General features: G+C 67.6%; 26 protein-coding genes. 18 read left to right on the top strand and 8 right to left on the bottom strand.

The features are described 5' to 3' along the window. Window positions 1–131: 131 nt before the first annotated feature. From gshB to BLR75_RS15250, 7 genes are all read left to right on the top strand, one after another. Window positions 132–1,094: a glutathione synthase gene (gene gshB, locus BLR75_RS15280; RefSeq protein ID WP_084312947.1), complete on the top strand. Its 963-nt coding sequence runs from the start codon at window positions 132–134 to the stop codon at window positions 1,092–1,094. 57 nt (window positions 1,095–1,151) lie between these two features. Beyond that, window positions 1,152–2,045, top strand: a complete 894-nt coding sequence (locus tag BLR75_RS15275; RefSeq protein ID WP_084312949.1) for an energy transducer TonB — start codon at window positions 1,152–1,154, stop codon at window positions 2,043–2,045. Between the two features lie 110 nt (window positions 2,046–2,155). Further along, window positions 2,156–2,722: a YqgE/AlgH family protein gene (locus tag BLR75_RS15270; protein WP_084312951.1), complete on the top strand. Its 567-nt coding sequence runs from the start codon at window positions 2,156–2,158 to the stop codon at window positions 2,720–2,722. After that, entirely contained in the window at window positions 2,722–3,147 is a 426-nt protein-coding gene (gene ruvX / locus BLR75_RS15265; RefSeq protein ID WP_084312953.1) for a Holliday junction resolvase RuvX, read from the top strand. The genes BLR75_RS15270 and ruvX overlap by 1 nt, the downstream gene beginning before the upstream one ends. A 98-nt stretch (window positions 3,148–3,245) precedes the next feature. After that, window positions 3,246–3,755, top strand: a complete 510-nt coding sequence (gene pyrR, locus BLR75_RS15260; RefSeq protein ID WP_084312955.1) for a bifunctional pyr operon transcriptional regulator/uracil phosphoribosyltransferase PyrR — start codon at window positions 3,246–3,248, stop codon at window positions 3,753–3,755. Window positions 3,756–3,796: 41 nt separating this feature from the next. Beyond that, the gene (locus tag BLR75_RS15255) at window positions 3,797–4,804 is read left to right on the top strand and encodes an aspartate carbamoyltransferase catalytic subunit (RefSeq protein ID WP_084312957.1); all 1,008 of its coding nucleotides are present in this window, start codon (window positions 3,797–3,799) and stop codon (window positions 4,802–4,804) included. Continuing rightward, window positions 4,801–6,072 carry a dihydroorotase gene (locus tag BLR75_RS15250; protein ID WP_084312959.1) on the top strand — a complete coding sequence of 424 codons (1,272 nt, stop codon included), beginning with the start codon at window positions 4,801–4,803 and terminating at the stop codon, window positions 6,070–6,072. The genes BLR75_RS15255 and BLR75_RS15250 overlap by 4 nt, the downstream gene beginning before the upstream one ends. A 208-nt stretch (window positions 6,073–6,280) precedes the next feature. Here BLR75_RS15250 and BLR75_RS15245 read toward each other — a convergent pair whose 3' ends face one another. The 5 genes from BLR75_RS15245 to BLR75_RS15225 form a co-directional block, all read right to left on the bottom strand. Continuing rightward, window positions 6,281–7,456 (bottom strand): trans-sulfuration enzyme family protein, encoded by a 1,176-nt coding sequence (locus tag BLR75_RS15245; RefSeq protein WP_084312961.1) that lies wholly within the window; start codon window positions 7,454–7,456, stop codon window positions 6,281–6,283. Beyond that, the gene (locus BLR75_RS15240) at window positions 7,453–8,829 is read right to left on the bottom strand and encodes a pyridoxal-phosphate dependent enzyme (RefSeq protein WP_084312963.1); all 1,377 of its coding nucleotides are present in this window, start codon (window positions 8,827–8,829) and stop codon (window positions 7,453–7,455) included. The genes BLR75_RS15245 and BLR75_RS15240 overlap by 4 nt, the downstream gene beginning before the upstream one ends. Before the next feature lie 114 nt (window positions 8,830–8,943). Continuing rightward, window positions 8,944–9,348 (bottom strand): NINE protein, encoded by a 405-nt coding sequence (locus BLR75_RS15235; RefSeq protein ID WP_084312965.1) that lies wholly within the window; start codon window positions 9,346–9,348, stop codon window positions 8,944–8,946. A gap of 103 nt (window positions 9,349–9,451) precedes the next feature. Continuing rightward, window positions 9,452–10,597 (bottom strand): PilT/PilU family type 4a pilus ATPase, encoded by a 1,146-nt coding sequence (locus BLR75_RS15230; protein ID WP_084312967.1) that lies wholly within the window; start codon window positions 10,595–10,597, stop codon window positions 9,452–9,454. 103 nt (window positions 10,598–10,700) lie between these two features. Further along, window positions 10,701–11,735 carry a type IV pilus twitching motility protein PilT gene (locus BLR75_RS15225; protein WP_084312969.1) on the bottom strand — a complete coding sequence of 345 codons (1,035 nt, stop codon included), beginning with the start codon at window positions 11,733–11,735 and terminating at the stop codon, window positions 10,701–10,703. Between the two features lie 73 nt (window positions 11,736–11,808). Here BLR75_RS15225 and BLR75_RS15220 point away from each other — a divergent pair, with 73 nt between their 5' ends. The 10 genes from BLR75_RS15220 (at window position 11,809) to hemW (ending at window position 20,535) form a co-directional block, all read left to right on the top strand. Then, a complete protein-coding gene (locus tag BLR75_RS15220) occupies window positions 11,809–12,501 on the top strand; it encodes a YggS family pyridoxal phosphate-dependent enzyme (protein WP_084312971.1) in 693 nt (230 codons plus the stop codon). 31 nt (window positions 12,502–12,532) lie between these two features. After that, window positions 12,533–13,351, top strand: coding sequence for a pyrroline-5-carboxylate reductase (gene proC / locus BLR75_RS15215; RefSeq protein ID WP_084312973.1), 819 nt, complete (start codon window positions 12,533–12,535; stop codon window positions 13,349–13,351). A 13-nt stretch (window positions 13,352–13,364) separates the two neighbouring features. Next, on the top strand, window positions 13,365–13,958 hold the full coding sequence (locus tag BLR75_RS15210; protein WP_084312975.1) for a YggT family protein: 594 nt from the start codon (window positions 13,365–13,367) through the stop codon (window positions 13,956–13,958). A gap of 63 nt (window positions 13,959–14,021) precedes the next feature. Beyond that, window positions 14,022–14,312, top strand: a complete 291-nt coding sequence (locus BLR75_RS15205) for a DUF167 domain-containing protein (protein WP_084312977.1) — start codon at window positions 14,022–14,024, stop codon at window positions 14,310–14,312. 124 nt (window positions 14,313–14,436) lie between these two features. Next, window positions 14,437–16,404, top strand: coding sequence for a dynamin-like GTPase family protein (locus BLR75_RS15200; protein ID WP_084312979.1), 1,968 nt, complete (start codon window positions 14,437–14,439; stop codon window positions 16,402–16,404). 114 nt (window positions 16,405–16,518) lie between these two features. Then, window positions 16,519–17,658, top strand: coding sequence for a homoserine O-succinyltransferase MetX (metX, locus tag BLR75_RS15195; RefSeq protein ID WP_084312981.1), 1,140 nt, complete (start codon window positions 16,519–16,521; stop codon window positions 17,656–17,658). An 8-nt stretch (window positions 17,659–17,666) separates the two neighbouring features. After that, the gene (gene metW / locus BLR75_RS15190) at window positions 17,667–18,287 is read left to right on the top strand and encodes a methionine biosynthesis protein MetW (protein WP_084312983.1); all 621 of its coding nucleotides are present in this window, start codon (window positions 17,667–17,669) and stop codon (window positions 18,285–18,287) included. A gap of 30 nt (window positions 18,288–18,317) precedes the next feature. After that, window positions 18,318–18,740: a DUF4426 domain-containing protein gene (locus BLR75_RS15185; protein ID WP_084312985.1), complete on the top strand. Its 423-nt coding sequence runs from the start codon at window positions 18,318–18,320 to the stop codon at window positions 18,738–18,740. Continuing rightward, the gene (gene rdgB, locus BLR75_RS15180; protein ID WP_084312987.1) at window positions 18,737–19,330 is read left to right on the top strand and encodes an RdgB/HAM1 family non-canonical purine NTP pyrophosphatase; all 594 of its coding nucleotides are present in this window, start codon (window positions 18,737–18,739) and stop codon (window positions 19,328–19,330) included. The genes BLR75_RS15185 and rdgB overlap by 4 nt, the downstream gene beginning before the upstream one ends. Then, window positions 19,327–20,535 carry a radical SAM family heme chaperone HemW gene (hemW, locus tag BLR75_RS15175; protein ID WP_084312989.1) on the top strand — a complete coding sequence of 403 codons (1,209 nt, stop codon included), beginning with the start codon at window positions 19,327–19,329 and terminating at the stop codon, window positions 20,533–20,535. The genes rdgB and hemW overlap by 4 nt, the downstream gene beginning before the upstream one ends. 147 nt (window positions 20,536–20,682) lie before the next feature. Here the strand turns inward: hemW and BLR75_RS15170 are convergent, their stop codons facing one another. The 3 genes from BLR75_RS15170 to BLR75_RS15160 all read right to left on the bottom strand — a co-directional run bounded on the left by BLR75_RS15170 (window position 20,683) and on the right by BLR75_RS15160 (window position 24,835). Then, on the bottom strand, window positions 20,683–23,004 hold the full coding sequence (locus BLR75_RS15170; RefSeq protein ID WP_084312991.1) for an FdhF/YdeP family oxidoreductase: 2,322 nt from the start codon (window positions 23,002–23,004) through the stop codon (window positions 20,683–20,685). Further along, complete coding sequence (gene fdhD, locus BLR75_RS15165) at window positions 23,005–23,841, bottom strand: formate dehydrogenase accessory sulfurtransferase FdhD (RefSeq protein WP_084312993.1); 837 nt, start codon at window positions 23,839–23,841, stop codon at window positions 23,005–23,007. It abuts the gene before it with no gap. Window positions 23,842–23,935: 94 nt separating this feature from the next. Further along, window positions 23,936–24,835 carry a LysR family transcriptional regulator gene (locus BLR75_RS15160; RefSeq protein ID WP_084312995.1) on the bottom strand — a complete coding sequence of 300 codons (900 nt, stop codon included), beginning with the start codon at window positions 24,833–24,835 and terminating at the stop codon, window positions 23,936–23,938. Window positions 24,836–24,977: 142 nt separating this feature from the next. On the opposite strand from BLR75_RS15160, the gene lysM reads away from it, so the two are divergent. Further along, window positions 24,978–25,415: a peptidoglycan-binding protein LysM gene (gene lysM, locus BLR75_RS15155; protein WP_084312997.1), complete on the top strand. Its 438-nt coding sequence runs from the start codon at window positions 24,978–24,980 to the stop codon at window positions 25,413–25,415. Window positions 25,416–25,425 lie beyond the last annotated feature (10 nt).

Raw genomic sequence — 25,425 nt, 5'->3', positions numbered from 1 at the left:
CACATTCCATAAAGCCCGAAACACGCCGACTTTTCCTTGACCGGGTGCACATCCGGCGCCACCCTGAGCATCCCATTTTCTTCCGCGCGGCGGCGTCTGCCGCGCCTTTCAGCCCATCTGGAGGACCTCTCATGAGCGTACGCCTCGGGATCGTCATGGACCCCATCGCACGCATCAACTTCAAGAAGGACAGCTCGCTGGCGATGCTGCTGGCCGCCCAGGCCCGCGGCTGGACGCTGTACTACATGGAGCAGCAGGACCTCTACCAGAAGGCCAGCGAGGCCCGCGGCCGCATGTGCCCGCTGAAGGTGTTCGCGGACGCCGGACGCTGGTACGAACTGGGAGAGGAAGTCGACCTGCCGCTCGCCGAGCTGGACGTGATCCTGATGCGCAAGGACCCGCCGTTCAACAACGAGTACATCTATTCCACCTACCTGCTGGAACAGGCCGAGCGCGCCGGGGTGCTGGTGGTGAACCGCCCGCAGAGCCTGCGCGACTGCAACGAGAAGTTCTTCTCCACGCTGTTCCCGCAGTGCACGCCGCCGACCGTGGTCAGCCGGCGGTCGGACATTCTGCGGGAGTTCGCCGTGGAGCACCGTGACATCATTCTCAAACCCCTCGAAGGCATGGGCGGCAGCATGATCTTCCGCCATCGCGAGGGCGACCCGAACCTCTCGGTGATCCTCGAGACCCTGACCCAGCACGGCACCCTGCAGATCATGGCGCAGCGCTATCTCCCGGAAATCGCGGCCGGCGACAAGCGCATCCTGATGATCGACGGCGAGCCGGTGGAATACTGCCTGGCGCGGATTCCGGCGCAGGGCGAGACACGCGGCAACCTGGCCGCCGGCGGCCGTGGCGTGGCCCAGCCGCTGAGCGAGCGCGACCGCTGGATCGCCGCCCAGGTCGGCCCGCAGCTGCGCGAGCGCGGCCTGCTGTTCGTCGGCCTCGACGTGATCGGCGACTACCTCACCGAGATCAACGTCACCAGCCCGACCTGCATCCGCGAGATCGACAAGGCCTTCGACACCCGCATCGGCGAGCGCCTGATGGCGGCGATCGAGGAAAAACTGGCGGCGCGCAGTGCGTCATAGACATTTTTCGGCCCCGTCGGCAGACTTCCCCGCCCTGCCCGGCCGATTCGATCTGCAATGAGTGCTGCGACCTTCACCGACTTCCCCGTGTCCTCCGGCGTCCGGCCGGCGGACCGGCTGGGTTTCACGCTGTTCGTCGCGGCCATCCTGCACGTTGCCCTGCTCCTCGGCGTGGGCTTTTCCATGCCCCACCCGAACCAGATCAGCAAGAGCCTGGAAGTCACCCTCGCCACCTTCAAGAGCGAAAAGGCGCCGGAAAAGGCCGACTTCGCCGCGCAGATGAACCAGCAGGGCAGCGGCACGCTGGAACACAAGGCGATCCCCAAGACCACCGAGAAGGCGCCGTTCCAGGACACCGAGGTGAAGAAGGTCGCGCCGCCGCAGACGCCGAAGCAGGCCAGCGCGCCGGAAGCGCCGAAGACCGCGGTGGCGACCCGCACGCCGAAGCAGCAGAAGGTCCAGGCCAAGCCGCAGAAGCCGAAGGCCGAGCCGGTCGCCAAACCGGCGCCGCAGTTCGACGCCAGCCAGCTGTCGGCGGAAATCTCCAGCCTCGAGGCGGACCTCGCCCGCGAGCGCCAGGCCTACGCCAAGCGCCCGCGCATCCACCGCCTCAGCGCCGCCTCGACCATGCGCGACAAGGGCGCCTGGTACAAGGAGGAGTGGCGCAAGAAGATCGAGCGCATCGGCAACCTCAACTACCCCGACGAGGCCCGCCGCCAGCGCATCTACGGCAGCCTGCGGCTGCTGGTGTCGATCAACCGCGACGGTTCCCTCTATGAAGTGCAGGTGCTGGAATCCTCCGGCCAGCCGCTGCTCGACCAGGCCGCCCAGCGCATCGTGCGCCTGGCCGCGCCCTTCGCCCCGTTCAGCGGCGACCTGTCCGACATCGACCGCCTGGAGATCGTCCGCACCTGGCGCTTCGAGCCCGGCGACCGCCTGTCGAGTCGATGAAGCGGCACCCCGCATAGCCGCCAAGCTGTAGCTGTGCGGCCCGTCCCATGAATCCGAGGCCAGCAGGCCGGTGCTTGCAGGCCGCCACCCGAAGCTTGAAACTAACGGTCATGAACAGCGCCCCCACCTACCTGAAGAATCATTTCCTGATCGCCATGCCGCACATGGCGGACCCGAACTTCGCCCAGACGGTGACCTACCTGGTCGAGCACAACGAACAGGGCGCCATGGGCCTGGTGATCAACCGTCCCAGCGGCCTCACCCTCAGCGACGTGCTCGAACAGCTGCGCCCGGACGAACTGCCGCCGGCGCGCTGCCAGTCGATGGCCATCTACACCGGCGGCCCGGTGCAGACCGACCGCGGTTTCGTCCTGCATCCGGCCGGCCAGCGTTTCCAGGCCACCCTGGAACTGGGCGACCTGGCCCTCTCCACCTCCCAGGACGTGCTGTTCGCCATCGCCGACGGCAGCGGCCCGGAAAAGAGCCTGATCACCCTCGGCTATGCCGGCTGGGATGCCGGGCAGCTGGAAGCGGAGCTCACCGACAACGCCTGGCTGACCTGCCCCGCCGACCCCACGGTGCTCTTCGACATCCCCGCCGAAGGGCGCCTCGCCGCCGCCGCCGAACGCCTCGGCATCAACCTCGCCCTGCTCACCGCCCAGGCCGGACACGCCTGATGGCGCCGCGCCTGCTCCTCGGCTTCGACTACGGCACGAAGCAGATCGGCGTCGCCGTGGGCCAGGCGGTCACCGGCCAGGCCCGCGAACTGTGCGTGCTCAAGGCGCAGAACGGCACGCCGGACTGGAACCGCGTGGAAGCGCTGATCCGCGAATGGCAGCCGGACGCCATCGTCGTCGGCCTGCCGCTGAACATGGACGGCACGCCCAGCGAGATGAGCGAGCGCGCCGAGAAGTTCGCCCGCCGCCTGCACGGCCGCTTCAACCTGCCGGTGCATACCCACGACGAGCGCCTGACCACCTACGCGGCCAAGGGCGAACGGCTCGCCCAGGGCCAGCGCGACGGCTACCGCGAGCGCCCGGTCGATGCCCTGGCCGCCGCCCTGCTGCTGGAAGGCTGGCTGGCCGAACACTGCGGCGGCTGATCCGTGGCAGCGTCCGTCACGGGAAAGCCGCTAAGCTTGCCGGACCCTAGACTTTTCTGGCCGGTCCAGCCGGCCCCCGATGATCTTCAGGAGATGTCATGACCCTGCCCAGCCCCGCCGAACTCCTGCCGCGCATGGCCACCGACCTGCGCAACCATCTCGCCGAACGCGACATCGACTCGCCGCGCTTCGTCGGCATCCACACCGGCGGCATCTGGGTTGCCCAGGCCCTGCTCAAGGAACTGCACAGCGAGGAAGTCCTCGGCATCCTCGACGTCTCCTTCTACCGCGACGACTTCACCCAGAGCGGCCTGCACCCGCAGGTGCGCCCGTCCGAGCTGCCGTTCGAGATCGACGGCCAGCACCTGGTGCTGGTGGACGACGTGCTGATGAGCGGGCGCACCATACGCGCGGCGCTCAACGAGCTGTTCGACTACGGCCGCCCGGCCAGCGTGACCCTGGTCTGCCTGGTCGACCTGAACGCCCGCGAACTGCCGATCCGCCCCGACGTGGTCGGCCAGACCCTGTCGCTCGCCCGCAACGAACGGGTAAAATTGCGCGGTCCCGCACCATTGACCCTGGAGCGCACCGTAATCGGCGCGCTCTGATCGCGCGCACCCTCACTTCCCAAAACTTCAGGGCCTGCCCCATGCCGAACGACGCCAAGCGCCCGCTGCAGCTCAACGACCAGGGCCAGCTGTGCCACTTCCTCTCGCTCGACGGTCTGCCCCGCGAGCTGCTCACGGAAATCCTCGACACCGCCGACTCCTTCCTCGAAGTCGGCGCCCGCGCGGTGAAGAAAGTCCCGCTGCTGCGCGGCAAGACGGTGTGCAACGTGTTCTTCGAGAACTCCACGCGCACCCGCACCACCTTCGAACTGGCGGCCAAGCGCCTGTCCGCCGACGTCATCACCCTCAACGTCTCCACCTCCTCCACCAGCAAGGGCGAGACGCTGACCGACACCCTGCGCAACCTGGAAGCGATGGCCGCCGACATGTTCGTGGTGCGCCACAGCGACTCCGGTGCCGCGCACTTCATCGCCGAGCACGTCAGCCCCAACGTGGCGGTGATCAACGGCGGCGATGGCCGCCACGGCCACCCGACCCAGGGCATGCTCGACATGCTCACCATCCGCCGGCACAAGGGCGACTTCACCAAACTCTCGGTGGCCATCGTCGGCGACATCCTGCACTCGCGCGTGGCGCGCTCGAACATGATCGCCCTGAAGACCCTCGGCTGCCCGGACATCCGCGTGGTCGCGCCGCGCACCCTGCTGCCCACAGGGCTGGAGCAGGAATACGGCGTGCGCGTGTTCACCAACGCCGACGAAGGCCTGAAGGACGTCGACGTGGTGATCATGCTGCGCCTGCAGCGCGAGCGCATGCAGGGCGGCCTGCTGCCCAGCGAAGGGGAGTTCTTCAAGCTCTACGGCCTCACCGAAAAACGCCTGAAACTGGCCAAACCGGACGCCATCGTCATGCATCCGGGGCCGATCAACCGCGGCGTGGAAATCGAATCGGCGGTCGCCGACGGCAGCCAGTCGGTGATCCTCAACCAGGTGACCTATGGCATCGCCGTGCGCATGGCGGTGCTGTCCATGGCCATGAGCGGCCAGAACGCGCAACGCCAGATCGAACAACAGGAGGACGCCGAATGACCATCAGCATCCGAGGCGCCCGCATCATCGATCCGGCCAGCGGCCTGGACCGGATCGCCGACATCCATGTCGAGGCCGGCAAGGTCGCCGCCATCGGCGCCGCGCCCGCGGGCTTCACTGCGGCACGGACGATCGACGCCGCCGGGCTGGTCGCCGCTCCCGGGCTGGTCGACCTGAACGTCGCCCTGCGCGAGCCGGGCTACAGCCGCAAGGGCAACATCGACAGCGAAACCCTGGCCGCCGCGGCCGGCGGTGTCACCAGCCTGTGCTGCCCGCCGCAGACCAAACCGGTGCTGGACACCCCGGCGGTGGCCGAGCTGATCCTCGACCGCGCCCGCGAGGCCGGCAACACCAAGGTCTTCCCGGTCGGCGCGCTGACCCGCAACCTCGCCGGCGAGCAGCTCTCCGAGCTGGCCGCCCTGCGCGACACCGGCTGCGTGGCCTTCACCAACGGCCTGGCGCCGATGGCCAGCAACCGCGTCCTGCTGCGCTCGCTGGAGTACGCGGCGACCTTCGACCTGACCGTGGTGTTCACCTCCCAGGACCCCGAACTCGCCGAAGGCGGCCTCGCCCACGACGGCCCGACCGCCAGTTTCCGCGGCCTGGCCGGCATCCCGGAAACCGCCGAGACCGTGGCCCTGACGCGCAACCTGCTGCTGGTGGAACAGGCCGGCGTGCGCGCGCATTTCAGCCAGCTGACCAGCGCCCGTGGCGTCGAGCTGATCGCCCGCGCCCAGCAACGCGGCCTGCCGGTGACCGCCGACGTCGCGCTGTACCAGCTGATCCTCACCGACGAGGCGCTGCGCGACTTCTCCAGCCTGTACCACGTGCAGCCGCCGCTGCGCACCCTGGCCGACCGCGAGGCGCTGCGCGAAGCGGTGAAGAGCGGCGTGATCCAGGCCATCGCCAGCCACCACCAGCCGCACGAGGCGGACGCCAAGAACGCGCCCTTCGCCGCCACCGAGCCAGGCATCAGCAGCGTCGAACTGCTGCTGCCGCTGGCCATGACCCTGGTGCAGGACGGCCTGCTCGACCTGCCGACCCTGATCGCCCGGCTCAGCCACGGCCCGGCCAGCGCCCTGCGCCTGCCCGCGGGCCAGCTGGCGGCCGGCCAGGCGGCGGACATCGTGCTGTTCGACCCCGAAGGCTCCACCCTGGCCGGCGAAAGCTGGCTGTCGCGCGGGCAGAACTGCCCGTTCCTCGGCCACTGCCTGCCGGGCAGCGTGCGTTACACGCTGATGGATGGGCATGTGACCTACGAGGGCTGAGCGCGGCCCCCATGAAGAAGCCCGCCGGTTGGCGGGCTTCTTCATTATCGGGGTCGCGGGCATGGCCCTACACAAGAGCTTGCTCGCGAACAGTTTCGTAGGGTGCATAACGCGCCAGCGTTATCCACCGACACATCGGCGCGGCGCCAGCGGCGGATGAAGCGTTCCGCTTCATTCGCCCTACATCAGTTTTCCTCTCGCGCCCTGTTCAGACATTCCCCAACGCCTGCGCCAGATCGGCACGCAGGTCCTCGACGTCCTCCACCCCCACCGACAGTCGCACCAGCGTATCGCCGATGCCCAGCTCGGCGCGGGTTTCGGCCGGGATGCTGGCGTGGGTCATGATCGCCGGGTGTTCGATCAGGCTTTCCACCCCGCCCAGGCTTTCCGCCAGGGCGAAGATGCGCACGCTTTCCAGGAAGCGCCGGGTGCCGTCCAGGTCGCCGCGCAGTTCCAGGGAGATCATCCCGCCGAAGCCATGCATCTGCCGTCGGGCCAGCTCGTGCTGCGGGTGCGACTCCAGTCCCGGATAGTGGACCCGCGCCACCTGCGGCTGGGCTTCCAGCCAGCGCGCCAGGTCGAGGGCGTTGCTGCAGTGGCGTTCCATGCGCAGCGCCAGGGTCTTCACCCCGCGCAGGGTGAGGAAGGCATCGAACGGGCCGGAGATGGAACCTACCGAGTTCTGCAGGAAGCCCAGGCGTTCGCGCAGCTCGGCATTCTGGCCGACCACGGCGATGCCGCCGATCACGTCGGAGTGGCCGTTGATGTACTTGGTAGTGGAGTGCACCACGATGTCGAAGCCCAGCTCCAGCGGGCGCTGGATCCACGGGCTGGCGAAGGTGTTGTCGGCCACGCAGATGATCCCGCGCTGGCGGCAGGTGCGCGCCACGGCTTCCAGGTCGGTCAGGCGCAGCAGCGGGTTGCTCGGCGTTTCCACCCAGACCATCCGCGTGTCCGGCTGCAGCGCCGCCTCCAGCGCGGCGGGGTCGGCCAGGTCGACGAAGCTGAAGCGGTGCCCGGCGCTGCGCCGGCGCACCCGCTCGAACAGGCGGAAGGTGCCGCCGTAGAGGTCGTTGCCGGAGACGATGTGCGAGCCGGCGTCGAGCAGCTCCAGCACCGCGGCGATGCTCGCCAGCCCGGAGGCGAAGGCGAACGCCTGGGTGCCGCCTTCCAGGTCCGCCACGCAGCGCTCCAGCGCCCAGCGCGTGGGGTTGTGCGAGCGGCCGTAGTCCAGTCCCTTGTGCACGCCGGGGCTTTCCTGGGCGTAGGTGGAGTTGGCGTAGATCGGCGGCATCAGCGCGCCGGTGGACGGGTCGGGCGACTGCCCGGCATGGATCACGCGGGTGGCGAAGCCCCGTCCGGCGGTTGAATCGTGCTGGCTCATGCAAGGGTTCTCCGCAGATGGTTGAGCAGGTCGAAGCGGGTGATCAGCCCGTGGAAGCCCGTCTGATCGGCGATGATCGCCACCAGTCCGCGATCCAGCTCCGACTCCAGCTCGGCCAGGCTGGCGCCCGGCGGCAGGGTTTCCAGGTCGCTGCTCATGGCGCTGGCGACCGGCATGCGGAAATGCGATTCGCCCTTGTGCACGCCGAGCAGGATGTCGGACTCGTCGATCACCCCGACCAGCCGCTTGCCGTCCTCCAGCACCGGCAGCTGCGAGACGTCGGCCAGGCGCATGCGCTGGAAGGCGGTGAGCAGGGTGTCGTCGGGGCCGACGCTGACCACCCGGCCGTCCTCGAAGCGCCGCGCGATCAGGTCGCGCAGGTCGCCGTAGGTCTTGCGCTGCAGCAGGCCCTGGTCGGTCATCCACTGGTCGTTGTAGATCTTCGACAGGTAGCGCGTGCCGGTATCGCAGACGAAGCTGACCACCCGCTTCGGCTCGGTCTGCTCGCGGCAGAAGCGCAGCGCGGCGGCCAGCAGGGTGCCGGTGGACGAGCCGCCGGGAATCCCCTCGGCCTGCAGCAGGGCGCGGGAATGGGCGAAGCTTTCCTCGTCGCTGATGGAATAGGCGTGGCGCACGCTGGAGAGGTCGGTGATGGTCGGGATGAAATCCTCGCCGATGCCCTCCACCGCCCAGGAACCCGGCGTGCCCAGGGTGCCGGAACGGGAATATTCGGCGACCACCGAGCCGACCGGGTCGGCCAGGACGAACTCCAGCTCCGGCTGCACGCGCTGGAAGAAGCGGGTCAGCCCGGTGAGGGTACCGCCGGAGCCGACGCCGCAGACGATGGCGTCCAGGTCGTGAGCGGTCTGCGCCCAGATTTCCGGCGCGGTGCTGCACTCGTGGGCCAGCGGGTTGGCCGGGTTGTTGAACTGGTCGGAGAAGAACGCATCGGGAATGTCCCGCGCCAGCCGCGCGGCGACGTCCTGGTAGTACTCCGGGTGGCCCTTGCCGACGTCGGAGCGGGTGATATGCACCTCGGCGCCCATTGCCTTCAGGTGCAGGACCTTCTCGGTGGACATCTTGTCCGGCACCACCAGCACCACCCGGTAGCCCTTGGCGCGGCCGACCAGCGCCAGGCCGAGGCCGGTGTTGCCGGCGGTGGCCTCGACTATGGTGCCGCCGGGCTTCAGTCGGCCGTCGCGCTCGGCGGCCTCGATCATCGCCACGCCGATGCGGTCCTTGATGGAGCCGCCGGGGTTCTGCGATTCGAGCTTGAGGAACAGGGTGCAGGGACCGGTATCGAAGCGGGTGACCCGGACCAGCGGAGTGTTGCCGATCAGGTCGAGTACAGCGGGGCGGGAATCGTTGGTCATCTCGTCACCTCGGCGCAGGCAGGCCTGTCTGCACCATAGGCCGGCCCCGCCGATGCCGCCAGGAAGGCGCGACGAAACGAGGTATGCCGAACCCGCAGGAGCGGGCCGGCGCCCTCAGATCCGCTGCGGCACGTTGCGCTCGGATATCTGGCTGTTGAGGGTCCAGAAGTCGTAGAGCACGCCGACCAGGAACAGCCCGCCGGTGAACAGATAGATGATCCCGGTGAGCCACTTGCCCATGTACATGCGGTGCACGCCGAACACGCCGAGGAAGGTCAGCAGGATCCAGGCGACGTTGTAGTCCACGCCGCCGCTGCGATAGCGCAGGTCGGCCGCGTCGTCCATCGAGGGGATGAGGAACAGGTCGATGATCCAGCCGATGAAGAACAGGCCAAGGGTGAAGAACCAGATGGTGCCGGTGACAGGCCGGCCGTAGTAGAAGCGGTGCGAGCCGGTGAAGCCGAAGAGCCAGAGCAGGTAGCCGATGGCCTTGCTGTGGGTGTCGTGATTGCCGTTCATGCATGTCTCCTTTGCCGGAACCCGGGGATTCGACCACAAGCGCGCCAGGGTTTTCCACAGGATGGAAGAAAAAGCCCGCCGGTTGGCGGGCTCCGGGGATGACTCAGCGCCGCCGTCGGTTCTGGTCGTCCTCGTTGAGCTCCAGGGTCAGGCCCTGGGTCATGCTGGTCAGGTGGTCGGCGTCGGTTTCCGAGCCGAGCTTGATCATCAGGCGCAGGTCGTTGGCCGAGTCGGCGTAGGCCAGGGCGTCCTCGTAGGTGATCTCGCCCTGGACGTAGAGCTGGTACAGCGCCTGGTCGAAGGTCTGCATGCCCTGTTCGGTGGAGCGCTTCATCAGCGGCTTGAGTTCGTGGACCTCGCCCTTGCGGATCAGGTCGGCGGCCAGCGGGGTGTTCAGCAGCACCTCGATCACCGCGCGGCGGCCCTTGCCGTCCGGGGTCGGCACCAGTTGCTGGGCGACGATGGCCTTGAGGTTCAGCGACAGGTCCATCCACACCTGGCCGTGCCGGTCGGCCGGGAAGAAGTGGATGATCCGCTCCAGCGCCTGGTTGGCGTTGTTGGCGTGCAGGGTGGCCAGGCACAGGTGGCCGGTTTCGGCGAAGGCCACGGCGTGATCCATGGTCTCGCGGGAGCGAACTTCGCCGATCATGATGACATCCGGCGCCTGGCGCAGGGTGTTCTTCAGGGCAGTCTCGAAGGAGTCGGTGTCCAGCCCCACCTCGCGCTGGGTGACGATGCAGCCCTGGTGCTGGTGGATGAACTCGATCGGGTCCTCGATGGAGATGATGTGGCCGGTGGAGTGCTTGTTGCGGTAGCCGATCATCGCCGCCAGCGAGGTCGACTTGCCGGTGCCGGTGGCGCCGACGAAGATCACCAGCCCGCGCTTGGTCATCGCCAGCTTCTTGAGGACTTCCGGCAGCTTCAGCTCTTCGATGGTCGGGATGTTGGTCTCGATGCGGCGCAGCACCATGCCCACCAGGTTGCGCTGGTAGAAGGCGCTGACCCGGAAGCGGCCGACGCCGCGGGCGCTGATGGCGAAGTTGCACTCGTGGTTCTCGGCGAACTCGCGGCGTTGCTGCTCGCTCATCACCGAGAGCACGGTCTCGCGGGTCTGTTCCGGCGAGAGGGCGTTCTTGGTGACCGGCAGGATCTTGCCGTTGATCTTCATCGAGGGGGCGACGCCAGCGGTGATGAAGAGGTCGGAGGCGCCCTTTTCCACCATGAGTCGCAGCAGTTTGTCGAATTCCATGGTCCCTCCTGGCCGGATCACGTGGTCTGCGGTCGGGCCCGAGGCCCATGCGGCGCGAGTGTGGCGCTGCCGGGGCAGCGCTTCAATGACCTGTGACGGTCAGTCAGAAGTTCTCCGGGATCTTGGCCTTTTCCCTTGCCGCATCGCGGCTCACCAGCCCCTTCGCCACCAGGCTCTTCAGGCTCATGTCGAGGGTCTGCATGCCGATCGCGCCGCCGGTCTGGATCGCCGAGTACATCTGCGCGACCTTGTCCTCGCGGATCAGGTTACGGATCGCCGGGGTGCCGATCATGATCTCGTGGGCCGCCACCCGGCCGCCGCCGATCTTCTTCAGCAGGGTCTGCGAGATCACCGCCTGCAGCGATTCGGAGAGCATGGAGCGGACCATGGACTTCTCCTCCGCGGGGAACACGTCGACGATCCGGTCGATGGTCTTGGCCGCCGAGGTGGTGTGCAGGGTGCCGAACACCAGGTGCCCGGTTTCCGCCGCGGTCAGCGCCAGGCGGATGGTCTCCAGGTCGCGCATCTCGCCGACCAGGATGATGTCCGGGTCCTCGCGCAGGGCCGAGCGCAGCGCCTCGTTGAAGCCGAGGGTGTCGCGGTGCACCTCGCGCTGGTTGACTAGGCACTTCTTCGACTCGTGGACGAATTCGATCGGGTCCTCCACGGTGAGGATGTGGCTGTACTTGGTGTTGTTCAGGTAGTCGAGCAGCGCCGCCAGCGAGGTGGACTTGCCCGAGCCGGTCGGCCCGGTGACCAGCACCAGCCCGCGCGGCACGTCGGCGATACGCTTGAAGGTCTCGCCGAGACCGAGGTCCTCCATGGTCAGCACCTTGGACGGAATGGTCCGGAACACCGCGCCGGCGCCACGGTTCTGGTTGAAGGCGTTGACCCGGAAACGCGCCACGCCGGGCACTTCGAAGGAGAAGTCGGTCTCGAGGAATTCCTCGAAATCCTTGCGCTGCTTGTCGTTCATGATGTCGTAGATCAGCGCATGGACCTGCTTGTGATCGAGTGCGGGCAGGTTGATCCGGCGCACATCGCCGTCGATGCGGATCATCGGCGGCAAGCCGGCCGAGAGATGCAGGTCCGAGGCGCCTTGCTTGGCGCTGAAGGCGAGCAACTCGGTAATATCCATGGGACTCCCCAATCCAATTCAAGCAGGTAGAATGCCGCTGAACTCGCAGCAGCCGGGCGGTAGAGCGCAGGTAATGTCCACGATAGCAAAGAATATTGCAAAGGTTCGCGAGCGCATCCGTGAGGCAGCGCAAGCCTGCGGGCGCGATGCGGCGGGCGTCGGCCTGCTGGCGGTGAGCAAGACCAAGCCCGCTTCCGACATCCGCGAGGCGTTCGCCACGGGCATCGCCGATTTCGGCGAGAACTACCTGCAGGAAGCCCTCGGCAAGCAGGTCGAACTGGCCGACCTGGCGCTGACCTGGCATTTCATCGGGCCGATCCAGTCGAACAAGACCCGCCCCATCGCCGAGCATTTCCACTGGGTGCACTCGGTGGACCGGCTGAAGATCGCCCAGCGCCTGTCCGAGCAGCGCCCCGCCGGCCTGCCGCCGCTGCAGGTCTGCCTGCAGGTCAACGTCAGCGGCGAGGACAGCAAGTCCGGCTGCGCTCCGGCGGAACTGCCGGAGCTGGCGCGGGCCGTGGCGCAGCTGCCGAACCTGAAGCTGCGCGGGTTGATGGCGATCCCCGAACCCACCGACGACATCGCCGCGCAGCACGCCGCCTTCGCCCGCCTGCGCGAACTGATGGATTCCCTCGACCTCGGCCTGGACACCCTGTCCATGGGCATGAGCCATGATCTCGAAGCCGCCATCGCCGAAGGCGCCACCTGGGTGCGCATCGGCACGGCCCTGTTCGGCGCCCGCGACTACGGCGCTGGCCAGGCCTGACGGCCCCTCCATATAAGGAAGCAGAATCCCCATGAGCAACATCCGCATAGCATTCGTCGGCGCCGGCAACATGGCCGCCAGCCTGATCGGCGGCCTGCGCGCCCAGGGCGTTCCGGCCACCAGCCTGCGCGCCAGCGACCCGGGCGCCGAGCAGCGCGCGAAGATCGCCGCCGAGCACGGCATCGAAGTCTTCGAGGACAACGCCAGCGCGGTGAAGGACGCCGATGTGGTGGTCCTGGCGGTCAAGCCGCAGGTCATGAAGCAGGTCTGCGAGCCGCTGGCCGCGCACCTGTCGGCCCACCAGCTGATCGTCTCCATCGCCGCCGGCATCCCCTGCGCCAGCCTGGAACGCTGGCTCGGCGCCCGCCCCATCGTCCGCTGCATGCCCAACACCCCGGCGCTGGTCGGCCTCGGCGCCAGCGGCCTGTACGCCAACGCCCGGGTCAGCGCCGGGCAGCGCGGCCAGGCCGAACAGCTGCTGAGCGCGGTCGGCATCGCCCTGTGGCTGGACGAGGAGAAGCAGATCGACGCGGTGACTGCGGTTTCCGGCAGCGGCCCGGCCTACTTCTTCCTGCTGATGGAAGCCATGACCGCCGCCGGCGAGAAGCTCGGCCTGAGCCCGGAAGCGGCCGCCCGCCTGACCCTGCAGACCGCCCTCGGCGCGGCCAGGATGGCGCTGGACAGCGACGTCGGCCCGGCCGAACTGCGCCGCCGCGTGACCTCGCCCAACGGCACCACCGAAGCCGCCATCAAGTCGTTCCAGGCCAATGGATTCGAAGGACTGGTGGAACAGGCGCTGAGCGCCGCCGACCATCGTTCCGCCGAACTGGCCGAACAACTGGGTCAATGACAAGGAGCCCTCAATGACCGGTCTTTCCACCGCAGCGATCTACGTCATCCAGACCCTCGGCAGCCTCTACCTGCTGATCGTCCTGCTGCGCTTCATCCTGCAACTGGTGCGCGCCGACTTCTACAACCCGCTCAGCCAGTTCATCGTCCGCGCCACCAGGCCGCTGCTCAACCCGCTGCGCAAGATCATCCCCGGCTTCGGCGGCATCGACCTGGCCTCGCTGGTGCTGGCGATCCTGGTGCAGCTGGTACTGATGATCGTCACCCTGACCCTGATGGGCTACGGCGTCGGCGGCTACATCCTGCAACTGCTGGTGTGGTCGGTGATCGCCGTCACCTCGCTGTTCCTCAAGGTGTTCTTCTTCGCCCTGATCATCAGCGTGATCCTCTCCTGGGTCGCCCCGGGCAGCTACAACCCCGGCGCACAGCTGATCAACCAGATCTGCGAACCCATGCTGATGCCGTTCCGCCGCCTGCTGCCGAACCTCGGCGGGCTGGACATCTCGCCGATCTTCGCGTTCATCGCGATCAAGCTGATCGACATGCTGGTGATCGGCAATCTGGCGGCCATGACAGGGATGCCGCAGATCCTCAGCCCCTTCATGTAACCAGCCATTCCGCGCCGGCCGGCTCCGCGCTGCCGGCGCGCCTCCTGCACAGGACTCCCGACCATGAGCTTCCACCGCTGGGACGGCGAGGACCTGATCCTCGACTGCCACCTGCAACCCAAGGCCAGCCGCGACGAGTTCGCCGGCCTGCACGGCGAGCGCCTGAAGATCCGTCTCACCGCGCCGCCGGTGGAAGGCAAGGCCAATGCCCACCTGCTGGCCTTCCTCGGCAAGGCCTTCGGCGTGCCGAAAAGTTCGGTAGTACTCGAAAGCGGCGAGCTGAACCGGCAGAAGCGCGTGCGCATCCCCCGCCCCACCCGCCTTCCGCCCGAACTGGAGATCACCGCTCGGTAGCCCCGGCCGACCGCAGGGAGCGGAAGTGGCTGCCAGCGAATTGACACCATCGCCAGTCCCAACATACTGCAGGTATTCCCGCTAGATATCTGCACAGGATGCGCCACCCCAAAGGAACGCCTGGATGGGCATGGAACGACTCAGTCAGCAGATCGACGCCTACGTCAGCTGGAAGCGGGAACTCGTCCGGGAGATCACCCGCTACCGCAGCTGGCTCGAACGCTGCCGCCTGAACACCCCCGACATCGACGACCGGCTGGAGCGCACCCTGCGCCTGCTGCGCCTCGACAACATCACCCTGGCCTTCGTCGGCGAGTTCTCGCGCGGCAAGACCGAACTGATCAACAGCCTGTTCTTCTCCAGCTTCGGCCAGCGCATGCTGCCATCCCAGGCCGGGCGCACCACCATGTGCCCGACCGAGCTGTTCTACGACCCCGCCTCCGAACACCCCTACATCCGCCTGCTGCCCATCGAGACGCGCATGACCGACGCCAGCGTCGCGCAGTACAAGCGCGCGCCGCGGCACTGGGTGAACATCCCGCTGGACTCCTCCGACCCGACCCACATGGCCCAGGCGTTCAGCCAGGTGGCCACCACCAAGGTCCTGCCGGTGGAACAGGCGATCCAGCTCGGCTTCCATCCGGACCTGCTGGAAAGCGCCGGCCGGCCCGGCAGCGTGCTGGTCCCGGCCTGGCGCCACGCCCTGCTCAACTTCGACCACCCGCTGCTGCGCCAGGGCCTGCGCATCCTCGACACGCCCGGCCTGAACGCCCTCGGCAGCGAGCCGGAGCTGACCCTGTCGATGCTGCCCAACGCCCAGTCGGTGCTGTTCCTGCTGGCCGCCGACACCGGCGTCACCGCCTCCGACATGGACATGTGGCGCAACCACGTGCGCAATCTCGCCGACGACGGCCAGACCAGCCTGTATGCCGTGCTGAACAAGATCGACGTGCTCTGGGACGACCTCGCCGGCGAGCATTTCGTCCAGCGGGAGATCGAGCGCGTGCGCGAAACCGCCGCCCGCCAGCTCGGCCTGGCGCGCGAGGACGTGCTGCCGATTTCCGCCAAGCAGGGGCTGCTGGCGAAGATCCGTGGCGACCAGGAACTGCTCGTCCGCAGCCAGTTGGGCAGCCTGGAGGACCTGCTCTGCGAGCGCATCGTCGTGCAGAAGGAACGGCTGCTGGAGGATTCCGTGCTCAACCAGGTGCTGGGGCTGGTCGACAACAGCCGGCACAGCCTGCGCGTGCGCCTGGAGAAGGTCCGCGAACAGCGTACCCAGCTCGACGGCCGGCAGCAGGACAGCGGCCAGCTGCTGCTCGAACTGACCGCCCGCACCCGCGACGACCACAGCCGCCACCACAAGAGCCTGCTCAACCTGAAGACCAACCAGCGCCTGCTCCGCCACCAGAGCGACGTGCTGCGCGACACGGTGAAGAGCGAGCGCCTCGACCATCACCTGGCGGAAGTGCGGGAAAAGCTCGGCGGCAGCTGGACCACGGTGGGCATGGGCCAGGCCATCTCGGAATTCTTCCGCGCCGTGGAAAGCGACCTGATGGCCCTGCAGCACGAGGCCGACCTGTCCAACCGCATGGTCGCGGCGATCTACCAGCGGCACAACGAGGAAAACCCGCAATACGGCCTCGACGCGCCCAGCTTCAGCATCGACCGCTACGCGCGCGAACTGGCGGCGCTGCAGGACAAGGCCGACCGCTTCCGCCTGGAGCTGAAGACCCTGCTCACCGAGCAGCGCCTGCTGACCCGGCGCTTCATTTCCACCCTGGCCCAGGAAGTCGTCGGCCTCTACCAGCAGCTGCGCGAGGACGCCACGCAATGGGCCGCCGACGCGCTGATCCCGCTGATGCAATACAGCCTCGAACACAAGCAGATGCTGGAAACCCACATGCTGCGCCTCAAGGCCCTGGCCCAGGAAACCCAGCAGGCGCGCCAGCGCAGCCTGCAGCTGGAGCGCTACCAGGAAGAGCTGGAGAAACAGCTGGAGGAAGCCTCCGACATCCACCGCCTGCTGCGCCGGCCTTCGCCCCTGCAGCGCCAGGCCAAGGTGGTGCCGCTGCCCGGCTCGCAGCGCGCCTGAGCGAAAGGCATCCGCAAGGCCGGCGCCACGGGCCTCGCGCCGCCTGCAGGGCGCTTGCCGCAGGGTGCGGCGCTCTTTAGACTGGCGCCCTCCTTAAATTCCAGAGCTGGGTCGATGCCTACAGTCTTCCCCGAAGATTCCGTCGGTCTGGTCTCCCCCCAGACCTTGCATTTCAGCGAACCGCTGCTCCTGACCTGCGGCAAGACGCTCCCCGAATACCAGCTGGTGATCGAGACCTACGGCGAACTCAACGCGGCGCGCAGCAACGCCGTGCTGATCTGCCACGCCCTCTCCGGGCACCATCATGCCGCCGGCTACCACAGCGAGAGCGACCGCAAGCCGGGCTGGTGGGACAGCGCCATCGGCCCGGGCAAGCCCATCGACACCCGCAAGTTCTTCGTCGTCGCGCTGAACAACCTGGGCGGCTGCAACGGCTCGACCGGCCCGAGCAGCGTCAATCCGGCCACCGGCAAGATCTACGGCGCCGATTTCCCGGTGGTGACGGTGGAAGACTGGGTCAACAGCCAGGCGCGCCTGGCCGACCGCCTGGGCATCCAGCAGTGGGCCGCGGTGGTCGGCGGCAGCCTCGGCGGCATGCAGGCGCTGCAGTGGACCATCAGCTACCCGGACCGCGTGCGCCACTGCATCAACATCGCCAGCGCGCCCAAGCTGTCGGCGCAGAACATCGCCTTCAACGAGGTGGCGCGGCAGTCGATCCTCTCCGACCCGGAATTCCACGGCGGACACTTCCAGGAACTGGGCGTGATCCCCCGGCGCGGGCTGATCCTGGCGCGCATGGTCGGACACATCACCTACCTGTCGGATGACGCCATGGGCGCCAAGTTCGGCCGCGAGCTGAAGTCCGACAAGCTCAACTACGACATGCACAACGTGGAATTCCAGGTCGAGAGCTACCTGCGCTACCAGGGCGAGGAGTTCTCCACCCGCTTCGACGCCAACACCTACCTGCTGATGACCAAGGCGCTGGACTACTTCGACCCGGCCGCCACCTGCGACGGCGACCTGGCGAGGGCGCTGGCCCACGTCAAGGCGGATTTCTGCCTGATGTCCTTCACCACCGACTGGCGCTTTTCCCCGGCGCGCTCGCGGGAGATGGTCGACGCCCTGCTGGCGGCGAAGAAGAACGTCTGTTACCTGGACATCGATGCACCGCAAGGCCACGACGCCTTCCTGATGCCGATTCCCCGCTACCTGCAAGCATTCAGCGCTTACATGAAGCGCATCAGCGTATAAGGACCACCATGCGCGCCGATCTGGACATCATCCAAGACTGGATACCCGCCGGCAGCCGGGTACTCGACCTCGGCTGCGGCGACGGCGAACTGCTCGCCTGGCTGCGCGAGCACAAGCAGGTCACCGGCTACGGCCTGGAGATCGATGCGGACAACATCGCCAAATGCATCGAAAAGGGCGTTAACGTCATCGAACAGGACCTCGACAAGGGCCTCGGCAACTTCGCCAGCAACAGCTTCGACGTGGTCGTGATGACCCAGGCGCTGCAGGCCGTGCACTACCCGGACCGAATCCTGGAAGAAATGCTCCGCGTCGGCCGCACCTGCGTCATCACCTTCCCCAACTTCGGCCACTGGCGCTGCCGCTGGTACCTGCTGCGCAACGGCCGGATGCCGGTATCCGAGTTCCTGCCGTACACCTGGTACAACACGCCGAACATCCACTTCTGCACCTTCAAGGACTTCGAGGCGCTGTGCCGCGAGAAGCAGCTGCGCGTACTCGACCACATGGCGGTGGACCGCGAGCATCGGCACCGCTGGCAGTGCCGAGTTTGGCCTAATCTGTTGGGTGAGATCGGCATTTATCGGGTCAGCGGCCCCGGCATGCAGGACCACCGTATCGCCGTCTGACCGGCAACGTTTGCGCCCAGGAGAACCACAATGCGCCGCCTGACATCCCTGCTGCTCTGCCTCTTCCTCGCCGTACCGGCCTTCGCCGAACAGGTCCAGCGCCTCGGCGACCTGAAGGTCCACTACAGCGTGTTCAACTCCAGCTTCCTGCAGCCGAACGTCGCCTCCGCCGTTGGCGTGGTGCGCAGCAAGGCCCAGGGCGTGGTCAACATCGTGCCGCAGGACGCCAGCGGCAAGCCGGCGGAAGTCCGCGTCTCCGGCGCCGTGAAGAACCTGATGGGCCAGGAAACCCCGCTGAGCTTCAAGCGCGTGGTCGAGGAAGGCGCCGTCTACCACCTCGCGCAGTTCCCCATCGAGGGCCGCGAGACGCTGACCTTCAGCATCCAGGTCCAATCCGGCCAGGACGCGCCGCAAAGCTTCCAGTTCTCCCAGGAAATCTTCCCAGACGAATGATCAAGCTCGACCAACTGGTGCTGGCCAGTCACAACGCCGGCAAACTCAAGGAACTGCAGGCCATGCTCGGCGAGCATGTGCGCGTGCGCTCCATCGGCGAATTCAGCGACGTGGAGCCGGAGGAAACCGGCCTGTCCTTCGTCGAGAACGCCATCCTCAAGGCACGCAACGCCGCGCGGGTCTCCGGCCTGCCGGCGCTGGCCGATGACTCCGGCCTCGCTGTCGACTTCCTCGGCGGCGCGCCGGGCATCTATTCCGCGCGCTACGCCGACGGCAGGGGCGACGCGGCGAACAACGCCAAGCTGCTCGACGTGCTGAAGGACGTGCCGGACGCCGAGCGCGGCGCGCAGTTCGTCAGCGTGCTGGCGCTGGTGCGGCACGCCGAAGACCCGCTGCCGATCCTCTGCGAAGGCATCTGGGAAGGCCGCATCCTCCACGCGGCACGCGGCGCCAATGGCTTCGGCTACGACCCGCTGTTCTGGGTCCCGGAGCGCGAATGCTCCAGCGCCGAGCTGGAACCGGCGGACAAGAACCGCATCAGCCACCGCGCCCGGGCGATGGCGCTGCTGAAGCAGCGGTTGGGGTTATGACCGGGGCGACAGGCGGCAGGCTTCAGGCCACAGGCAAAAGCCACGACCTGCAGCCTGCAGCCTGCAGCCTGCGACTGCCGCCTCTGGCGGCCTACGTGCATATCCCGTGGTGCGTGCGCAAATGCCCGTACTGCGACTTCAACTCCCACGCCGCCGGGCCTGAGCTGCCGGAGGACGAATACGTCGCCGCGCTGATCGCCGACCTGCATGCAGACCTGGCGCATGTGCACGGGCGCCGGCTGACCTCGATCTTCTTCGGCGGCGGCACCCCCAGCCTGTTCTCCGCGTCCGCGCTGGGTCGCATTCTGGAAGGCCTGGAGCGGGAAGTCGGCTTCGAGCCGGACATCGAGATCACCCTGGAAGCCAACCCCGGCACCTTCGAGCAGGCCAAGTTCGCCGACTACCGCAGGCTCGGCATCAACCGCCTGTCCATCGGCGTGCAGAGCTTCCAGGCCGACAAGCTCAAGGCCCTCGGCCGCATCCATGACGGCGACGAGGCGGTGCGCGCGGCGGACATGGCGCGCAGGGCCGGCTTCGACAACTTCAATCTCGACCTGATGCACGGCCTGCCGGAGCAGAGCGTCGCCGACGCCCTCGCCGACCTCGACCAGGCCATCGCCCTGGCACCGACGCATATTTCCTGGTACCAGCTGACCATGGAGCCGAACACGGTGTTCTGGAGCCAGCCACCGGAGCTGCCGGAAGACGACGCGCTATGGGAAATCCAGGAAGCCGGCCAGGCGCGGCTGGCGGAAGCGGGATACCTGCAGTACGAGACCTCCGCCTACGCCCGCGACGGCCGCCGCGCGCGGCACAACCTGAACTACTGGAGCTTCGGCGACTTCCTCGGCATCGGCGCCGGCGCCCACGCCAAGCTGAGCGCCCCGGACGGCCGCATCGTCCGCACCTGGAAGACCCGCCTGCCGAAGGACTACCTGAACCCGGCGAAGAACTTCCAGGCCGGCGAACGCCTGCTGGAAGCAGCCGACCTGCCCTTCGAATTCATGATGAACGCCCTGCGCCTGACCGATGGCGTGCCGACTGCGATGTTCACCGAACGCACCGGGTTGCCGCTGGAAAGCATCCGGGCCGCCTGCGAGCTGGCGCGCCGTGAAGGGCTGTTGGCCGAAGATGAACAACGCCTGCGTCCCACCGAGCGTGGCCAGCTGTTCCTCAACGACCTGTTGCAGCATTTTCTGCCCTGACCCCCACTCTGCACCGGCCTTGTAGGAGCCAGCTTGCTGGCGAATCCATCACGAGCAGTTGGATGGTATGGCGCGGGGATTCCCAGGCGTTATCCACCGCAACCCCGGCACGCTCCATCGGCGGATGACGCTGGCGCGTCATTCGCCCTACAGAATCCGCCCGATCTCCTGCGCCGCTTCGAGGCGCACGGCGATGAACTTCGAGGTCGGCGTGTGGCTGCCGGCGCCGTGGCTGTCCAGCGGTACCAGCGGGTTGGTTTCCGGGTAGTAGGCGGCCGCCTGGCCGGCGGGAATATCGTAGGCCAGCAGGGTGAAGCCGCTGACCCGCCGCTCGATGCCATCGCTCCACAGCGAAACCATGTCCACCTTCTGTCCCGGCTGGAAGCCCAGGCGGAGGATGTCTTCCGCGCTGGCGAAGACCACCTCGCGCTGCCCGCGAACCCCGCGGTAGCGGTCGTCGAGGCCGTAGATGGTGGTGTTGTACTGGTCGTGGGAACGCATGGTCTGCAGGATCAGGTCCGGCTGCTGGCCGCTCTCGCGCACCTGCTGCGGCAGCAGGTCTTCCTTCAACGGGTTGGCCGTGAAGCCGGCCTTGCCATTGGCGGTGTTCCAGCGTCGCTCGCCGGCGGCATTGCCGAGGTAGAAGCCGCCCGGATTCTTCACCCGCACGTTGAAGTCGGCGAAACCGGGGATGGTGTCGGCGATCAGGTCGCGGATGCGGTCGTAGCTGGCGATCAGCGCGTCCCAGTCCAGCGGGTGACTGCCCAGCGTGGCCTTGGCGATGCCGGCGATGATCGCCGGTTCCGAGCGCATCTGCTGCGAAAGCGGTTCCAGCTGCCCGTAGGAGGCATGGACCATGCTGAACGAGTCTTCCACCGTCACCGCCTGCGGGCCTTCGGCCTGGCGGTCGATGTCGGTGCGGCCGAGGCACGGCAGGATCAGCGCGTCGCGGCCGGGGGTGAGGTGGCTGCGGTTGAGCTTGGTGCTGATCTGCACGGTCAGCGCGCAGTTGCCCAGCGCCTGGTGAGTGCGCGCACTGTCCGGGGTGGCCTGGGCGAAGTTGCCGCCGAGGCCGATGAAGACTTTCGCCCGGCCTTCGAGCATGGCGCCGATCGCCTCGACCACGTTGTGGCCGTCGTGGCGCGGAACCTTGAACCGGAAGCGCGTCTCCATGGCATCGAGGAAGGCCGCCGGCGGCCGCTCGTTGATGCCCATGGTGCGGTCGCCCTGCACGTTGCTGTGGCCGCGCACCGGGCTGAGTCCCGCACCCGGACGGCCGACGTTGCCGCGCAGCAGCTGCAGGTTGACGATTTCCTGGATGGTCGCCACCGAGTGGTGGTGCTGGGTGACGCCCATTCCCCAGCAGACGATCACCCGCCCGGCGTCGCGGTACATGCGCGCGGCCTGGGCGATCTCGTGGCGCGGCAGGCCGGACTGGCGCTCGATCAGTTCCCACGGCGTGGCGTCCAGCTCGGCGAGGTAGGCATCGACGCCCTCGGTGTGCGCGGCGATGAAGGCATGGTCGAACACCGCCAGCTCGCCCCTGGCCCTGGCCTCGCGCTCCCAGAACAGGAGGAACTTGGCGATGCCGCGGACGGCCGCCAGGTCGCCGCCCAGCGCCGGGCGGAAGAACGCGGTGTTCAGCGGCGCCGAGCCGTTGGTGAGCATTTCCAGCGCGTGCTGCGGATGCTGGAAGCGTTCCAGGCCGCGCTCCTTCAGCGGGTTGAAGCAGACCACCTGGGCGCCGCGCTTCACCGCCTCGCGCAGCGGTTCGAGCATGCGCGGGTGGTTGGTGCCGGGGTTCTGGCCGAACACGAAGATGGCGTCGGCGTGCTCGAAATCGGCGAAGGTGACGGTGCCCTTGCCGACCCCGACGCTCTTCCCGAGCGCCACGCCGCTGGCCTCGTGGCACATGTTCGAGCAGTCCGGGAAGTTGTTGGTGCCGTAGGCGCGGACGAACAGCTGGTAGAGGAAGGCCGCCTCGTTGCTGGCCCGGCCGGAGGTGTAGAACTCGGCCTGGTCGGGGCTCTGCAGCTTGTGCAGGTGTTCGGCGATCAGGGCGAAGGCGTCATCCCAGCTGACCGGCAGGTAGTGGTCGGTCTCCGCGTCATAGCGCATCGGCTCGGTCAGCCGGCCCTGGTACTCCAGCCAGTAGTCGCTCTGCTCGCGCAGGGCGCTGACGCTGTGGCGGGCGAAGAACCGGGCGTCCACCCGGCGCTTGGTGGCTTCCCAGTTCACCGCCTTGGCGCCGTTCTCGCAGAACTTGATGCGCCCGTCCTCGGGCGAATCGCCCCAGGCACAGCCGGGGCAGTCGAAGCCGCCGTTCTGGTTGGTCTTCAGCAGTGCGCGCAGGTTCTTGAACGGCTGCCTGCTGTCCAGCCAGAAGCGCGTGACGCTCTTCAGCGCGCCCCAGCCGGCGGCGGCGCCGTTGTAGGGGCGGTATTGGGGATTCGGTTGTTGCAAGGACATTCACTCGGCGTGCGGCGCCGGGCTGTAGACCCGGGGGGCGCTGCGATGGGGCAGATGGATCAGGTTGAGGTTGTGCTCGCGCGCCCACTGCACAGTGAGCGCGGTCGGCGCGGAGAGGCTGACCAGATTGGCGATGCCGGCGCGCACGGCCTTGTGGACAAGTTCCAGGCCGCAGCGGCTGGTGACCACGGCGAAGCCGCTGCGGCCGTCCAGCCCGCGCTGTCTGAAGGCGCCGACCAGCTTGTCGAGGGCGTTGTGGCGGCCGATGTCCTCGCGGCACAGGCGGATCTCGCCGCTGCCGTCGACATACAGCGCGGCGTGCAGCGCGCCGCTCTGGCGCGCCAGGTCCTGGTAGCGCTGGATACGTTCGCGCAGGTGGTGCAGGTGCTCCGCCGGCGGCAGCGGCGCGGGTTCCAATGCCGGAAGCTGTGGCAGGGCCTGCTCCAGCGCTTCCACGCCGCACAGGCCGCAGCCGCTGGTGCCGGCCAACTGGCGGCGATATTTCTTCAGCGCCCAGAAGGCGCGGCTGCTGATTTCCACCTCGGCGCTGATGGCTTCGCCATGCTGGGTCAGGCGGACGTCATAGATATCGTCGATGGACTCGACCAGCCCCGCCCCCAGGCTGAAGCCACGCACGAAGTCTTCCAGGTCGCGCGGCGAAACCATCATCACCGCCTGGTTCAGGCCGTTGTAGGCGATCGCCAGGGCGACCTCCTCGGCCAGCGCGGCGTGACCGGTGTGCAGCTGCGGCTGCAGTTCGGCGTAGCTGTAGTCGCCGGGCGGTGCGGCGATGGTCCGGGCAGCGACGGCCGCCGGGCGGGGATGCAGGCAAGACATGGGCTGGGCCCTATTTTTTCGGGTGTTTTATTCAGCCTAGGCCTGTGCGAAGGGGGAGTCTAATCGTTATTCCCGATACCGTGATCGAGCCCATCTATCGGTTGAACAGGGCATCGCCCAGGCCGTCGCGTATTTCCTCGAAACAGGCCTCCGCCAGCGGCGATCGCGGCGCGCTGCGGCGCAGGATCAGGCCCAGCGGGGAGAGGGTCTGGGCGTCCTCGATGGGGGTCAGCGCGATGTGCCCGCCATGCCCGTCCAGCCCGCTGCCGAGGGGCATGATGGCGCAGCAGATGCCGCGTTCCACCGCCTGCAGCAACTGGTGCACGGCATCGGTTTCCAGGCGCGGGGTGGGCGTCAGGCCGCGGCTGCGGAAGGCATGGTCGATGGACTGGCGGAAATGCATGCCGGCCGAGAGCAGGCCCAGCGGCAGGTCGGCCAGCCGCTCCCAGCCCAGCCGCTCGACCTCCAGGGGGAAATGCCGGCGGTCGTGGAGCAGGCCCATGTGCGTCTCGGCCAGTTCGATGCTGTCGAAGTGCTCGCGGTCGAGACGATCGAGATAGGACAGGCCGAGGTCGAGCTGGTTGCGGCCGAGCCCTTCGAGGATCTGCTCGGAGCTCAGCGAGTGCAGTTGGAAGCGCAGTTCCGGATGGCGCTGGGCGAACAGCTCGACCAGGCGCAGCGGATCGAAGCCGGCCAGCGGCACCACGCCCAGGCGCAGGGTGCCGACCAGTTGCCCGCGGCAGGCAGCGGCCTCGGCGTACAGGCCGTCGTGCGCCGCCAGCAGGCTGCGCGCCCAGGCCAGCACGCGCTCGCCGGCCTCGGTGAAGCCTTCGAAGCGCTGGCCGCGGCGCACCAGTTCGAGGCCGAGCTCCTCCTCCAGGTTGCGCAGGCGCATCGACAGGGTCGGCTGGGTGACGTGGCAGCGCGCGGCCGCCTGGCCGAAGTGGCGGGTTTCGTCGAGGGCGCAGAGGAATTTGAGCTGCTTGATGTCCATGGCCGCTATTAACCCGGTCGTCGGGGAAATTGTCCAGATTCATCCTCCGCCGCTTCGTACATCCCTTGCGGACTAGACTGGCTTGTTACCGCGGCGCCACCCCGGCGCCGCCCATCGCCATCGGCGAGAAGGAGAGATCGAGATGGGCTTGCTGGCATTCGTCAAAGAAGCAGGTGAAAAACTCTGGGAAACCCTGGTCGGACAGGAGGCGCAGGCCGCCGAATCGCTCAAGGATCATGTGGCCAAGGTCGGGCTGGGCAATCCGAACATCCAGGTGACCGTCGAAGGCGACAAGGTGATCGCCAGCGGCGAAGTGGCCAGCCAGGAGGAAAAGGAAAAGATCCTCCTGGCGCTGGGCAACGTCGCCGGCGTATCCGGCGTCGAGGACAACATCACGGTGGCGACCCCGGCCCCGGCGGCGCGCTTCGTGACGGTGAAGAAGGGCGACACCCTGAGCGCCATCGCCAAGGCCGAATACGGCAACGCCAACGCCTACATGAAGATCTTCGAGGCGAACAAGCCGATGCTCAGCCATCCGGACAAGATCTACCCGGGGCAGGTGTTGCGGATTCCGGAATAAGCGGCGCCAG

It is taken from the genome of Pseudomonas jinjuensis (genome assembly GCF_900103845.1).
Taxonomy (GTDB): domain Bacteria; phylum Pseudomonadota; class Gammaproteobacteria; order Pseudomonadales; family Pseudomonadaceae; genus Pseudomonas; species Pseudomonas jinjuensis.
Note: the sequence above shows the minus strand (reverse complement) of the source record. Positions and strands in the feature narration are given on the sequence as shown.